The sequence below is a fragment of the Sphingobacterium sp. UBA3519 genome, assembly GCF_002377215.1.
Taxonomy (GTDB): Bacteria; Bacteroidota; Bacteroidia; order Sphingobacteriales; family Sphingobacteriaceae; genus Sphingobacterium; species Sphingobacterium multivorum.
The window spans coordinates 42,856-57,911 of the sequence record NZ_DFPI01000009.1; the positions used below are offsets into that span (position 1 = coordinate 42,856).

At 39.4% G+C, this 15,056-nt stretch carries 14 protein-coding genes; 8 read left to right on the forward strand and 6 right to left on the reverse strand.

Going from position 1 to position 15,056, the window contains the following annotated elements:
- Positions 1-67: 67 nt before the first annotated feature.
- The 4 genes from B3297_RS03875 to B3297_RS03890 are packed head-to-tail and all read right to left on the reverse strand — an operon-like array spanning position 68 to position 2,890.
- Positions 68-922: a nucleoside phosphorylase gene (locus B3297_RS03875; RefSeq protein ID WP_070566009.1), complete on the reverse strand. Its 855-nt coding sequence runs from the start codon at positions 920-922 to the stop codon at positions 68-70.
- Positions 919-1,536 carry an IMPACT family protein gene (locus B3297_RS03880; protein WP_070566011.1) on the reverse strand — a complete coding sequence of 206 codons (618 nt, stop codon included), beginning with the start codon at positions 1,534-1,536 and terminating at the stop codon, positions 919-921. The genes B3297_RS03875 and B3297_RS03880 overlap by 4 nt, the downstream gene beginning before the upstream one ends.
- Positions 1,533-2,399 (reverse strand): transporter, encoded by an 867-nt coding sequence (locus B3297_RS03885; RefSeq protein ID WP_070566013.1) that lies wholly within the window; start codon positions 2,397-2,399, stop codon positions 1,533-1,535. Before B3297_RS03885 ends, B3297_RS03880 begins: the two co-directional genes overlap by 4 nt.
- Positions 2,400-2,413: 14 nt before the next feature.
- On the reverse strand, positions 2,414-2,890 hold the full coding sequence (locus tag B3297_RS03890) for a thermonuclease family protein (protein ID WP_070566015.1): 477 nt from the start codon (positions 2,888-2,890) through the stop codon (positions 2,414-2,416).
- Positions 2,891-3,449: 559 nt separating this feature from the next.
- On the opposite strand from B3297_RS03890, the gene B3297_RS03895 reads away from it, so the two are divergent.
- From B3297_RS03895 to B3297_RS03915, 5 genes are all read left to right on the forward strand, one after another.
- Complete coding sequence (locus tag B3297_RS03895) at positions 3,450-4,274, forward strand: prephenate dehydratase (protein WP_046671823.1); 825 nt, start codon at positions 3,450-3,452, stop codon at positions 4,272-4,274.
- Positions 4,275-4,320: 46 nt separating this feature from the next.
- A complete protein-coding gene (locus B3297_RS03900) occupies positions 4,321-5,433 on the forward strand; it encodes a chorismate mutase (protein WP_046671824.1) in 1,113 nt (370 codons plus the stop codon).
- Positions 5,433-6,683 (forward strand): 3-phosphoshikimate 1-carboxyvinyltransferase, encoded by a 1,251-nt coding sequence (aroA, locus tag B3297_RS03905; RefSeq protein ID WP_070566017.1) that lies wholly within the window; start codon positions 5,433-5,435, stop codon positions 6,681-6,683. The genes B3297_RS03900 and aroA overlap by 1 nt, the downstream gene beginning before the upstream one ends.
- A gap of 203 nt (positions 6,684-6,886) precedes the next feature.
- The gene (aroC, locus tag B3297_RS03910; protein WP_070566019.1) at positions 6,887-7,993 is read left to right on the forward strand and encodes a chorismate synthase; all 1,107 of its coding nucleotides are present in this window, start codon (positions 6,887-6,889) and stop codon (positions 7,991-7,993) included.
- Complete coding sequence (locus B3297_RS03915) at positions 7,980-8,834, forward strand: ROK family protein (RefSeq protein WP_070566021.1); 855 nt, start codon at positions 7,980-7,982, stop codon at positions 8,832-8,834. The genes aroC and B3297_RS03915 overlap by 14 nt, the downstream gene beginning before the upstream one ends.
- A gap of 57 nt (positions 8,835-8,891) precedes the next feature.
- Here the strand turns inward: B3297_RS03915 and B3297_RS03920 are convergent, their stop codons facing one another.
- Positions 8,892-11,306 (reverse strand): alpha-ketoacid dehydrogenase subunit alpha/beta, encoded by a 2,415-nt coding sequence (locus tag B3297_RS03920; RefSeq protein WP_070566023.1) that lies wholly within the window; start codon positions 11,304-11,306, stop codon positions 8,892-8,894.
- A gap of 227 nt (positions 11,307-11,533) precedes the next feature.
- Here B3297_RS03920 and B3297_RS03925 point away from each other — a divergent pair, with 227 nt between their 5' ends.
- The 3 genes from B3297_RS03925 to B3297_RS03935 are packed head-to-tail and all read left to right on the forward strand — an operon-like array spanning position 11,534 to position 14,017.
- Positions 11,534-12,724, forward strand: coding sequence for a DEAD/DEAH box helicase (locus B3297_RS03925; RefSeq protein ID WP_070566185.1), 1,191 nt, complete (start codon positions 11,534-11,536; stop codon positions 12,722-12,724).
- Positions 12,725-12,776: 52 nt separating this feature from the next.
- Positions 12,777-13,523, forward strand: coding sequence for a hypothetical protein (locus B3297_RS03930; RefSeq protein WP_070566025.1), 747 nt, complete (start codon positions 12,777-12,779; stop codon positions 13,521-13,523).
- A gap of 38 nt (positions 13,524-13,561) precedes the next feature.
- Positions 13,562-14,017 carry an NUDIX domain-containing protein gene (locus B3297_RS03935; protein ID WP_046671830.1) on the forward strand — a complete coding sequence of 152 codons (456 nt, stop codon included), beginning with the start codon at positions 13,562-13,564 and terminating at the stop codon, positions 14,015-14,017.
- 296 nt (positions 14,018-14,313) lie between these two features.
- Here the strand turns inward: B3297_RS03935 and B3297_RS03940 are convergent, their stop codons facing one another.
- Complete coding sequence (locus B3297_RS03940) at positions 14,314-15,027, reverse strand: class I SAM-dependent methyltransferase (RefSeq protein WP_046671831.1); 714 nt, start codon at positions 15,025-15,027, stop codon at positions 14,314-14,316.
- Positions 15,028-15,056 lie beyond the last annotated feature (29 nt).

The following is a 15,056-nucleotide window of genomic DNA, read 5'->3' on the forward strand; positions in this document are numbered from 1 at the left end:
CTTTTCAACTCTTTTACCGCATCATTGAGAAAAACTATCATCGCCTCTGCATGACGCAGAAAAATTGTTAAATGCGTTCCAAAACGAGCTGTATGGCCTTATCAACAACTTCTTCAGGTGCGGAAGAAAACCGGCCATCTACCCGACTTGCCAAGATCGCATTGATGGATAAAGCTTGATGTCCAAACATATTAGCCAACGCATAAATACCAGCTGTTTCCATTTCCAGGTTGGTGAAGCGCTGACCTTTATATTGAAAGGAGTTGATCAAATCTATAAAATTAGGAATCGTATTCGTGGAGCGGACAGTCCTTCCCTGCGGAGCATAAAATCCGGGCGCAGTTAACGTAACTCCCTTCGGTAAATCAAAGGCAATTCGATCCAAAAGGCCTGCACCAGCTTTCGCAACGTAGGGGTTTAGGTTTAATGCAGAGAAATATTTGGCTAGTTCTACCTGAAGCGCCTGCTCCTCGCCGTCGTAAGATCCCCGATAATAGTTCATCAAGGCATCAAGACCTACTCCATAAGCAGAAGCTAAAATAGTTCCCATCTCGACATCTTGTTGTACTGCTCCAGATGTTCCAATGCGTACAATATGCAATGAGCTGAGCGTCGACTTTACTGTTCTATTGGCAAAATCAATATTTGCTAGTGCATCCAGTTCATTCAACACAATGTCAATATTATCAGTACCTATACCTGTTGAGATTACCGTCAACCGTTTATTTCCCAGATAGCCGGTATGCGTAATAAACTCACGCTTCCCTTTTTTGAGTTCAATCCGGTCAAAGTACTTCGATACTTTGGCTACACGGTCTGGATCGCCAACAGTAATTACTGTACTTGCCAGATCTTCCGGCAGCAAATTCAGATGATATATACTTCCATCTGCGTTTAAAATCAATTCCGATTCGTTGATCATATTGTATACAAATAGGTTAACTGACAGCCTTCTATTTTGGAAAACCGATCCACAATTCGATTGACCTGCATTTTTCGGACTTCAAACTCCAAATAACACCGATTATCAAATTCCTGCTTTTCAATTTCCACGCCCTCTTCCTTTATGATCCGCATAATATCATTCATATGCAGGTAATCAAAGGTAATACTATAATGGTCATTCACTGTACGCTCGATAATTTCGGCATGGGTCAAAGCATCTTGGGTTGCTGATTTGTAGGCATTGATCAAGCCTGGAACCCCCAACAAGGTACCGCCGAAATAACGAACGACAATTACGATAACGTTGGTGACATCCATAGACAGCAGAACGTTTAAAATAGGCCGTCCTGCAGTTCCCGAAGGTTCTCCATCATCATTCACACGAAAGACCGCACGATCTGGTGTGAGGCGATAAGCCCAACAATGATGCCTCGCTTTCGGATGAATCGCTTTCACTTCCAAAATCAGATCTTTTAGTTGATCTTCGGATTTAAAAGGAAAAGCATATGCAATAAACTTACTGCCTTTATCCCTAAAAATTCCCTCATATTTTGCTTCAATAGTCCGGTAAGTATCTTCAAATAAACTCATAGATATGCTATGATTAAAACTGAAACAATAGAAAGCGCTATGCCTAAATAATTCAACAACGATAACCTTTCCTTAAAAAATAAGACGCCGATTAATGCACCCAATGAAATCACACCAATGTTCATCCCCGTAAATACAACTGATGGATTTTCTGGTAGCGCACGATGCGCTTTCATATAGAAAAGGATGTTAAAGAAGTTAAATACACCCAAAACCAATCCATAGCCCATAGCTTGCTTTGAAAAATGTTGCTTTTCCACAAAAAGGAAATACAGCAATAGCACCATTGCAATACACATCGCCATCACAAAGATAATAAATAGGGAACTGATATAAGGTATATTGACATGCAAGGCAACCTGTTTGAAGAGGATATCAATTATGCCCATACCGATAAATACCAATAACGGGTAAAGCGCTTTATAACGGCTGTCTGCCGAGCTAACATGCTGATTCTTTTGCCAACCAATAGAACACAGGATGGCCAATAAACCAAGGGCTATTCCCAGCATCTTGTGTCCTTCCATTTTTTCATGAAAAAAGAAAAATGATGCAAGCAAGGGAATGAACAACGATAGGCGCTGTGCGATCTCTGTCTTGACCAGACCGCTATAGCGAATGGACAAAGCAATAAAAACAAACATTCCCGGAAGTAATACCGCCAAACTCGTATACAACGTCATCGGCATTGCATCCCATACGAACGATTTTAGATCTGGTTGTAAGACAAAATAGGTCAGTGCAACTGCCATGGGGTAATTCCAAACGATAACCTGTTTGGTTTCGACTCCATTTTGTTTTGCCAATTTTAATAAAACAGCGACGGTAACGCTGCAGATGACACTTAATAAAACAAAAATCATGATTCAAATTTCATTTATCGCCAAAGACCACGCTTCTCCTGACGAGCCTGACGTTCCAATTTTACAAATAATTCTGCATATTGTACATTTGGTGCCAGCGTATAGGATACTGCATACCCTTGTTCAACCAAATCCCGATTGATAAATTTCTTTCCAACATACACATAGGCAAGAAGTCTTCCATACCGATCCCGTTTTCCGACGTCAAAGACCAACTTCACACTTTTCCCGTTCAACATCGCCGTTAAGTACTGTTTCGCTTCTTGACCATAGTACCCGATTTCCTTCCGCGCAGTACGTCTCGTTTCCGGAGCATCTACCCCTATTAACCTAACTTTCTCCCCTTTTGGGGTTCCATTTTCAATGACAAAGGTATCGCCATCAATAACACGCTTTACTTTCGCGTCCTTTTCCTCTCCTTTAAAAGTGAAACCTGTCAACAACAAACAGATCACACTGCCACACACATAAAAATTAATTCGTTTTAGCATAAAATCCAGCGTTTGCCCAAAGGTAGTAAAATACTTCTTTAACAAAACAGCTAAAAAAAGCGATTATATTAACATTAAAAACACATAAATTTAATATAAAAATATAGCTAAAAAACACACAAAAAACTAATCAATTTTGGTGCATAAAATAGCTAAAAACTAAAGCTTATTAGAGAATAAAATTGTTGTAAAAAAAATACAAATAACTTATTTACAACATTATAACAAAATAAATATTCAAAAAAAAATAACAATAAACCAATAAAATTAAGCTAGAAAAACACATTAAAAATGCGTCAAAAAACCATTAAATAAATCAGATATTTTTAATAAAAAATTATTTTTTTCTTTGATATTTCAAAAACATTCGTACATTTGAAATGTCAAACAACAACAGGATGAACAGAACATATACATATTTCTATTTTAACTTCTTTTATTTTAAAAATAAGAGCCGGGATTAGATTGTGTATAAATCATAAAAAATACAAACAAGAAGAGTCCCGGTTCAAATGATCGGGACTCTTTTTTTTGGAGACAACATAGCGAACAAAAAACAATGAGTTTAAAAATTGCAATACAGGGAGCAAAGGCTTCATTTCATGAAGAGGCCGCATTTAAATTTTTCGGAAGAGAAGTTGAGATTGTAGAATGTGATTCATTTAAAAAAACTTGTGAATTGCTGAAGCAAAGAAAAGTCGACTATATCGTTATGGCCATCGAAAATTCAATTGCGGGAAGCTTATTGCCGAATTATAATTTATTGAGAGATTACAAGTTCCATATCACTGGGGAGGTTTACCTAAACATCCAACAGAATCTCATGGTATTGCCGGGCGTAAAATTAAAGGACATCAAACACATCGAATCGCATCCGATTGCCATTCGCCAATGTGAAGAATTTCTTTCTGAACTTGAAGGTGTACGTATAACCGAGGGATCTGATACGGCTGCAACTGCAAAAATGATTGCCGAGCGAAAATTGACGGATACTGCGGCAATTGCAGGGACATTGGCCGCTGAAATATATGGTCTTGAAATATTAGAAAAGAGAATCGAAACCAATAAAAAGAACGCAACGCGTTTCCTCGTACTATCGAATGAGGTTGTCGAACATAAAAATGCCAATAAAGCGTCATTATCATTCCAAACAGGAAATACAGTGGGATCTCTGGCGACTATTTTACAATGTTTTGCTGAACAGAATATCAACTTGAGCAAGATTCAGTCAATGCCGGTAATCGGAAAACGCAATGAATATGATTTTTTCGTCGACGTAGAATGGAAAAAACAAACAGACTACGAAGCAGCTATACGTAAAGTACTCAAACATAGTGTCAATTTCAATATTATGGGCGAGTATGTCAAAAACGAAAAACTATAATTAACAATTTACGCAGACAATATTAAAATAGATAATCAAACTTAACATGAAAAATACATTAGACATCACTCCTTTAAAATCTTGGTTGGATACAGGAGACAAACCTTTAATTATCGCAGGTCCTTGTAGCGCAGAAACAGAAGAGCAGCTGGTATCAACAGCGCATTTGTTGGCAAATACCGGAAAAGTAAATATTTTACGCGCTGGTATCTGGAAGCCACGTACACGTCCGGGAGAATTTGAAGGTATCGGTTCAATTGGTTTGGAGTGGTTGAAAAGAGCGAAAGAAGAAACAGGTTTATTAACAGCTACTGAAGTTGCTACAGCAAAACACGTGGAAGAAGCTTTGGCTGCTGGTGTGGATGTACTATGGGTAGGTGCACGTTCAACGGCAAATCCATTTACTGTACAAGAAATTGCTGATGCTTTGCAAGGCGTAGATATTCCAGTATTTGTTAAAAACCCTGTAAACCCCGATTTATCGCTGTGGATCGGTGCATTGGAACGTATCAACCGTGCTGGTATCAAAAAATTAGGTGCTATTCATAGAGGCTTCTCATCGTACGAGAAAACAGCATTCCGTAATGAACCAATGTGGGATTTAGCGATTCAGTTAAAAACGGCTTGTCCAAACCTACCGATCATCAACGATCCAAGTCACATCTGTGGAAACCGCGAATTGTTACCATACATCGCACAAAAAGCAATGGATATGGATATGCAAGGATTGATTATCGAATCACATATCGATCCATCTGTCGCTTGGACTGACGCAAAACAACAAGTAACGCCAGCTGCATTGGCCGAGTTGATCGACCACTTGACGTTACGTAAAGCTGCTTCGGACAACCCTTCATTTGAAGATAAATTAGCAGAATTGCGTAGCAACATCGACAAATTAGATGATTTGATCATCCAAAAAATTGGTGAACGCATGAAAATTGCTGAGAAAATCGGCGAATACAAACGCGATAACAACGTGACAATTTTGCAAGTTAACCGTTGGGATGAAATTGTTCAAAAACGCACAAAATTAGCGGAAGCGCTTTCTTTGGGTAGCGAATTTGCGACGAAATTCCTGGAATTAATCCACAACGAATCTATCCGCAAACAAAATGCGGTCATGAATACGCAAGAGCAACCAACAGCAGAAGCATAATGAATCAACAAGTCATCACGCTGACGCATCCTGCAAAAAAGATACAGGGCACGGTCCAACTCACAGGTTCAAAATCTGAGAGCAACCGTGCTCTTATTATCCAATCGCTGAGCAAAGGACAAGTTGAAATAGCCAACCTCTCTGAGGCTGCAGATACGGTTACTCTAAACCGCGTATTAAAAATCGCGTCAGAACCGCAACCTGGTTATAATACAATTGACATAGGCCCTGCAGGAACAGCTATGCGCTTCCTTACAGCTTACCTCAACCTTGTTAAAGGCAATTTTATCCTGACAGGGACAGAGCGCATGCAACAGCGTCCAATTGGGATATTGGTCGATGCCATGAAAGAAATTGGTGCCGAAATCCATTATGAAAAAAAGGTGGGTTACCCTCCTTTGAAGATTGAAGGCGGATTATTTCAAGGAAAAGACCGTGTTAAGATTAAAGGAAATATCAGCAGTCAATATATATCGGCCCTGCTATTAATTGCTCCGGCATTAAAAAAGGGACTTACCTTAGAGATTGAAGGCGAATTAACTTCCAGACCTTATGTATCCATGACTTTGGATATGCTTAAAAGTGTCGGGATCCAATATGAATGGACGGAGAATGCGATTAAAATTGCACCGCAAGCATTTGAAAAGCAAACCATATATGTCGAACCAGATTGGAGCGCAGCATCCTATTGGTATGCTATTGTAGCACTAGCTGATGCAGATGCCTCGATCGTATTGCCCGGGCTAAGACAACATAGTTTACAGGGCGATATTGCCATCATAAGCATTATGGAACATTTTGGGGTTTATTCGAGCTTTGAATCGGATGGATTGCATTTAACTAAAAAAGAAATCAATTCAGACAAAACCTTGTTCGACTTTAAAGAATGCCCTGATCTTGCGCAAACAGTAGTCGTTGTCGCAGCTGCTTTAAAACGTGATGTTTCCTTTACAGGTCTAGAAACCTTAAAGATTAAAGAGACCGACCGTATTGCTGCATTGCAGACCGAAATCGCGAAGTTCGGTGCTGAATTGATCGAAGATGGTGACACATACCATCTGAAAACTGCAGGTGTATATCAACCAGAAGATGTGACCTTCGAGACTTACGAGGATCACCGCATGGCGATGGCATTCGCACCTTTGGCTTTAGTTTTTGACCAAATCAAGATTGCTGAACCTCAAGTTGTAGAAAAGTCATATCCTGATTTTTGGAAACATTTACAAGCGCAAGCTTTTATAATTGACTAACATATCAAAAACAGGGATTAACATCAATATTAATCTCTGTTTTATGATACAATCTCCCAGATAGCCTTTTAGCTTGGGACAAAAATTGTAATGTAATCTACTAGGCCATCTTCGAGTTACAGACTCATAATTTGTATTCAGTCTGGTGCTTTAGAATTGCATTTAAAGGCAAATTTATCTAAGTTTATTGAAATTTAATTTTTATGGCAGGAAATTCATTTGGCGATTTATTCAGAATTAGCACTTTCGGCGAATCACACGGCAAAGCTATAGGTGTAATTATTGATGGTTGCCCTTCAAATATAACAATAGACGAGGAATTTATCCAGTCTGAGCTCGACAAACGAAAACCAGGTCAATCTAAGATCACGACACAAAGAAAAGAAAGTGATACCGCACAGATTTTATCTGGCGTATTCGAAGGGAAATCAACGGGAACACCAATAGCAATTGTTATTCCAAATGAAGACCAGCGTTCGAAAGATTACACACATATCAAAGATATCTTCAGACCTTCCCATGCTGATTTCACTTATCAGATGAAATATGGTATTCGTGACTATCGAGGCGGAGGACGTTCCTCAGCGAGGGAAACCGCTGCCCGTGTTGCTGCAGGTGCAGTAGCAAAAAGCTTCCTGACTCAATTTGGCATCGAAATCTTTGCCCACGTTTCGGGGGTAGGCACCATCGAGGCACCAAATGTCGATACCAAAGATCTAAAAGCTTTGCTTGAATTACGGGAAGCTAACATTGCACGTTGTGCAGATCCAGCAACAGCAAATGAAATGGTTGAGTTTATCGACTCGGTCAGAAAAGCGGGTGACACGGTTGGCGGACGTATTTCGGCTGTCATCAGACATGTCCCTGTTGGTTTAGGCGAACCGGTCTTTGATAAGCTCCATGCAGACCTTGCTAAAGCAATGATGAGCATCAATGCGGTACATGGTTTTGAATATGGTTCAGGTTTTGCAGGTTCGGAGTTGCGAGGTTCCGAACATAATGATATATTTGTAGCAGATGACCATGATTTAAATCGAGTGCACACACATACCAACTTTTCTGGAGGGATTCAGGGCGGGATTTCAAATGGTATGGATATTACTTTCAAAGTAGCATTTAAGCCTGTTGCCACTATCATGAGAGATCAAGAAACAGTGGATATCCATGGCAACCCTGCTATTGCAAGTGGCAAGGGGAGACATGACCCTTGTGTTGTTTCGAGAGCAGTAATTATTGTGGAAGCTATGGCAGCACTTGTAATCGCGGATCATCTACTTAAAAATCAAAGTTACAAACATGCTGCAAGATAATTATGTCGTAGGTGTTGATATTGGAGGCACACATATTTCTGCCTGTATCATTGACACAAAACAATGGAATATATACTTAGAAAACGTGGCCAGAAACCACGTTTTTTCTCAAGGAGATGCTAAAACGATTTTACAAACCTGGGCATCAGCTATACGCGATATCATAGCCACCTCACCGGCTCCTATTCAGTTCATCGGCATTGCTATGCCGGGACCCTTTGACTACGAAAATGGAATATCTAAGATACAGGGACAAAGCAAATATGACAATCTGTACAACATGGATGTCAAAGCGCTTTTAGCTGAAGAGCTGGGACTTCCGCCTACGTCTATCCACTTTATCAATGACGCAGCAGCCTTCCTACAAGGTGAAATATTCGTACAGAACTTGCAAACAAACAAGCGGATATTAGGAATTACGTTGGGTACTGGACTTGGATCTGCGGTATGGAATCAAGGTGAAAAAGCCTATGATGCCGCCCTATGGAACAGCCCTTACGAAGATTGTATTTTCGAAGAATTTCTTGTCACACGGTGGTTCATCAAACGTTTCAAAGAAGTAGCAGGAAAAGATGTTACGGGACTTAAAGATATTTTAGATCATCATCGGGAAACTAAGGAATTTCAAATCATCAAAGATGAATATGCTAAACATCTCTTTGATTTTATGCAGTTCTTCGCAGAGAAACATGCTGCTGAAATATTTATAGTCGGTGGCAATATCGCCAAAGCGCTACCTATTTTCATTGGTGACCGAAGTGAATTTGAAAGATTTCAAATTTATACAGCAATACTTGGTGAAAAAGCCGCTATGATTGGCGCTGCGAGTATATTCAATTAAAATATCATCCCAGCCGTTGGAATATTTAGCTTAGTAAAGCAAAAAGATATCCATCTATTAAAACATAGATGGATATTTTTCTGGATTAGCTTCATGCATAATTGCATACACTGTCTCGACAACATCATCAGAAGATGGCTTCGAGAAATAATCCCCATCTGAGCCATATGGCGGACGATGTGCTTTTGCAGTCAGTGTCCTCGGCTGACTATCCAATAGATAGTAGCCATTTTGTTTCTCTAATATCTCTTGCAAGATGAAAGCTGAGGCCCCACCGGGCACATCCTCATCCACAATAAGTAGTTTATTTGTTTTCTTCAGCGATTCAGCACAAAGTTTTCCTTTGTCAAAAGGCTGCAATGTTTGTGCATCAATAATTTCGATGAATATCCCCAAACGTTCCAATTCCACGGCCGCTTCTTCAACAACACGTAAAGTTGACCCATAGGATACCACCGTGATATCCCGCCCCTCTTTAACACATTCGGCATAACCGATTGGCACAGTAAATTCACCAACGTTTTCTGGTAGACGCTCTTTTAGACGATACCCATTCAGACATTCGACAACGATAGCAGGTTCGTCAGAGCGGAACAACGTATTGTACATACCTGCTGCCTGGGTCATATTACGCGGCACACATACATGCAGACCTCTCAAAGATCCTAAAATTACTGACATGGGCGATCCGGAATGCCATATACCTTCCAATCGATGGCCACGTGTACGAATAATTAATGGTGCTTTCTGACCTGCAAAGGTGCGATAACTTAAACTTGCCAAATCATCACTTGCTACTGTAATACCATAGATTAGGTAATCCAGGTATTGGATCTCAGCAATTGGGCGAAGTCCACGGATTGCCAAACCTAGTCCTTTTCCTATAATTGAATTCTCCCGAATACCGGTATCAAATACACGATGCACACCCAGCTTTTCTTGTAAACCTGCAAAACCTTGATTCACATCTCCAATCTTACCGACATCCTCTCCAAACGCCAATAATCGTTCGTCACGCCGGAAGTTCTCTTCAAAACATAGATTCAAGACCTCACGTCCGTCGACCACTTTAGCTTCTTCACTGTAGACTGCAGGTACGACCGTCACGTGAGCAGGTGAATCTACACCATCTGTAAATAATTTTGAATTATAACGTTTCTCATTCAGTTCCTGCTTCTCTTTGTACCAATTTAATAATTGCTGGCGCCCATCGCTATGCTGACCTTTAAGCTCGTGCAACACCTTGCGAACCTGGCCATAAACTTCTTTCAAAGAAGGCTCAACCATCGATTGCAATTTCTTTGACGCAAAATCAGCCCGCTCATTTGGAATACCCTGAAGTAAATCAATAGCTTCCCGAGCTTCGATGCTCAATGTTTTAATATAATCGGCCCAAGCTCGTTTTTGTTCTTGACGAACATGGTCTTTAGCATGTTGATCCAATTGATCCAATTCTTCTGTGGTAGCAATACCAGAACTTACGATCCATTCTTTCATTTTCGCGATACAATCGAAATCAGTTTCCCATTGCAATCTTTCTTGCGATTTATACCGTTCGTGTGAACCTGAAGAAGAGTGTCCTTGAGGCTGCGTCAATTCGGTCACATGAATCAGACATGGAATATGTTTTTCGCGAGCAATTTGGGCGGCCTGCTCGTAGGTTTCACATAAACCCGCATAATCCCATCCCCTCACTTTGAATATCTCGATCCCGTTTGTTAGGTCTTCCTTCTGAAAACCTTTGAGGACTTCGGAGATATCTCCTTTTGTTGTTTGAATTTCATTAGGCACAGATATCCCATACCCATCATCCCAAATAGAAATCACTGTTGGAATCTGGTGAACACCTACGGCGTTGATGACTTCAAAAAATACGCCTTCAGAAGTAGCAGCATTTCCGATAGTGCAGAATGCAACTTCATTTCCTTTATTTGAAAAATAAGATAGATAGTCTAAATTTCTATTCTGCTTATACAACTTAGAAGCCAGGCCCAAGCCCAGCAATCTTGCCATCTGACCGCCAGTGGTCGAAATATCTGAAAACGAGTTTTTCTGAACCATTTGATCCAACCAGTTACCTTGGTCGTCCACAACACGCGTGGCAAAATGGCAGTTCATTTGCCTTCCTGCAGAAGAAGGATCTGCCTCAACATCGGGATGGGCATATAATTGAGAGAAAAAATGATAGACATCACTGATGCCAGAAGCAAATATAAATGTTTGGTCACGGTAATATCCCGACCGCCAGTCCCCATTTCTGAAAACTTTAGCCATCGCGATCTGTGCCAATTCTTTTCCATCGCCAAAAATACCAAACTTAGCCTTACCTGTAAGCACTTCTTTACGTCCCAATAAACTCACGTAACGACTTTCTAAGGCAGTTCGATAATCATTCACAATAATCTTTTTGAACTCGTCAAAGCTCAAAGTGGAAATAGATTCATTGTTTTGGTCAAATGCAGTATCAAACATATTCTTTTTTGTTTCAACAAATTTAACAAAAATATTATTCTATATAATTGGTGTTTATCAAATAAATTGATAATCAATAATTCAGATTTGAAATAGAATATTCTAATTTCTCAAATTAGTACTTTTTGACAAAAAATCCTAATTTTTACAGATTTTTAATTCCAATCAGCAGGCAAAAACACCATTGTCCTTTTTAATTTTTATTTTTGGGTCTTACATTCATCATTTTGAATTTTTCAGCACTTAAACTAGATAAAATCCTTGTCGCTAATCTTGAAAAACAAAAGCTTTCTTCGCTTACACCTATTCAAGAAATAGCTATCCCTGCCATTTTGGAAGGTAGAGACTGTTTGGCGATTGCCCCAACCGGCACGGGAAAAACGGAGGCTTACGCTATCCCCATTATTCAGCGTTTACGAACCAAGATTACCGCAGATCATTTATCGGTCCTTATACTCCTTCCTACACGCGAACTCTGTATACAGACCAAACAGCGCATATCGGGGCTTATCGATGGAATGGAGTTGACTATCGCCAGCTTCTATGGTGGCGGAACTTATGAAAGTCAACTCGACGTTTATCCGAAAGCCCAGATGGTCCTTGCGACTCCAGGACGTTTGCTGGATTTTATTGAACAAGGCATTATCGATCTAAAAACGATAGATATCCTGGTGATCGATGAATTCGATCAATTGTTAGATCTCGGTTTCACGAAAGAAATCAATAAAATCATCAGCACATTGCCTGCTGAGAGACAAACCATTTTCAGTTCAGCTACGAAAACCCCTGAAATCGAAAAAATTGTTCGAAAAAGATTAAGTACCCCTGTTGAGATTAACCTAGAAACAACGGCCAAAAAGGGTCAAATAGAAGAATCTGTCCTCTATGTTGATAAAAATGATAAAAAGACCCTTCTGCGTTATCTCCTTGAAAACCGTATTGCACAGCAAGTAATCGTTTTCACGCGAACAGTTCATGCTGTCGAACGCATCGCAACAGATTTAGATCGAAATGGCATTTCTTGCTCGGCATTATATGGCGATATAGCGCAGCAAAAACGAGAAGAGATTATTACTAAATTCAGACAAAAAGAGGTACGTGTATTAATTGCGACGGACCTTTTGGCTCGAGGGGTAGATTTTCCGGACCTAGAAGCTATCATCAACTACGAAATTCCGGATTCCGCCGAGCTCTATACGCATCGAATCGGTCGAACAGGTCGTTCGGAAGCAGAGGGAAAAGCATTTACCTTTTGCGATGCGGAGGACAATGAAAAGTGGATAAAATTACAGTTATCCTTAAAACGGCAAATTAAAATTGACGATCAACATCCTTATTTATTGAGCTGGGAGAAAATGCGTTCTAGCAGCCAAAACAATCAACGAAAAGGCGGTTCGAAATCAAGAAAACGTCGTTAATTAATAAATATTCTTTTACTTTTACCAGCAAATCAAAAAATCACAATCCGAGATGAGTACAATACATTTATTTGACGATAGCAACAATGCGAATGATAATCGTTTGGGAGACCTGGAAAAAACGATTATAATAAATAGCCTGATGGAAGTTCCCTTTGAAGAGCGGGATGAAGAGTGGCGTGATATTTTTCTGGCTAATATTGCTGAATGCACCTTAAAATTAGCAGAAACAGAAGTGGTTGTTGGTCCTGATGGGTTCCCCTATTTTCAACTCGAAAGTGTTCCGAAAGATCAGAACTTTCAGGCCTTTGTCATTAAAAATCGGCTGAAGGATTTCGTGTTGCCAAAAGGTTTTGGTATTGCTATCAATACACAAAATGAAAACCCCGACTGGGTATTCACCTACGGCGACTTGGTTAACTACTTTTTAAACGGAGAGTTTTATACAGATGATAGTGTTTTCTCAAAGAAAAATGAACAAACGATTATCGGTCAAGATGAAGAAATATTAGTGGGGCAACCTGCCGAGACCATTCTTCCACAGGCTGTCCGCAACCAATTACGTGAATTTTTAGATTATTATGGCGTAAAGAATGCAAAGGTGATGCTCATTGCGCGTAATTATAAAGATGAAGAAAATGCTTCACAAGATTTGGCATTCAATATCGCTGCGAACCAATTCAGGACTGAAAAAGAATTCACCAACATCATGGAAGCAATTGGCTGGTTTCTTCCGAGACATTATTCTTATATCGGATTGGATGAATTTGCAGTAGACAATGGTTTTATGCCACTGTAAAAGACAGAAACTAAAATATATACAAACATAATTAATCCATGTTTCCATTTAACGTAAGAGTGTACGGAATATTGATCAATGAAAATCAAGAGGTATTGATCAGCGACGAAAGAACGGAAAATGTTTCATTTACCAAATTCCCTGGTGGGGGCTTAGAATACGGAGAAGGCTTATTGGATGCTTTGATCCGGGAGTATCAGGAAGAATGTGCTTTTGACATTGCTGTGGTTAAACATATTTACACCACAGACTTTTATGAGAAATCAAGTTTTAACGATAGCCAAATCATATCGATTTACTATCAGGTCAAGAATACCTCAGCTATTCAGATCAGAACGACTACCAAAGCCTTTGACTTCGATCCTGATCAGAAACCTGAAGATAATAAGCTTCAGTCTTTTCGATGGGTACCGATTGAATCGGTGTTAACGGAAGATTTGACCTTCAAAACAGATCAGATCGCCTGGGAAGAATTCTTAAAAACGGTCAAATAATAATAATTTTTCAATTTTCATCATTTTTATTTGTATTTAAAAAATAAAGACATATCTTTACGTAAACCAATGGAAATACTTGATTTTTTTAAAGTATTGACCTTAATAATTACATTTTATTATTTATTTGACATCTCGCATGTGACGAGGAATAAAAGTAGAGGAGCGTGGGATGAGACATACATTGGTTTATTGAATTTGTAAATTCCTAGTCCTATAGGTTTTTTAATAGTTAGTGTGATTTTATGGCGATACTCCCCGTATCGCCTTATTTATTTTACACTTTTTTCCAGCGCCTATTTGAATCCCATATAAGAAGCAAAACAAAGGTTTTTATGTAAAACATCAACATTTTTAAAGCCAACTTGTGTCAATAAGTTGAGTTGATAAATCAGCGATCTTGGTGTATCCTCGTGTTCAATATAGTCAAAAACATGATCACGGTACTGTTCATCCTTCAGGCTAGTTAAGTATTCACCATATTTTTCTCTATAAATTAATTTTTGAAGCTGTTCATTATTTTGCTCAATCAAATCAAAAATCCACACACTTCCCCCGGTTCTCAATAAGCGGAACAGCTTGCCAAACGCATTTTCCCAATCTTTATCATCTCGAAGATGATGTAAAACGGATGTTGCGATGATGACATCAAATTTGTCTTCTTCCAAAGCAGCAGTACGAAAGTCGCCTTTAATCAAATGAATTTCTCCGTTGGTCAATTTTCCAACGCGTTCCTTTGCCCTATTTAACATGGGCTGGCTCAGGTCCAACAGACTAACATTTGGATTAGACTCCAATTTTTGCAATAGTTTTACGTCGTAATTGCCAGCCCCACATCCAATGTCCAATATATTTTGAGCGTTTGGATAAAGACTGACAATGGCATCCGTAATAAGCTCCATATTCCATACCGCATCCAATGTGGTTGCTTGACCTGTTTCTAAATTTGAGAACCGTTCGACATCATTGTCAAACCGTGTTTCAATCTCCTGTAGTGTAGCTTTGTTCATCTCTAAATTGTTTATGCTCTAAAGTTCAG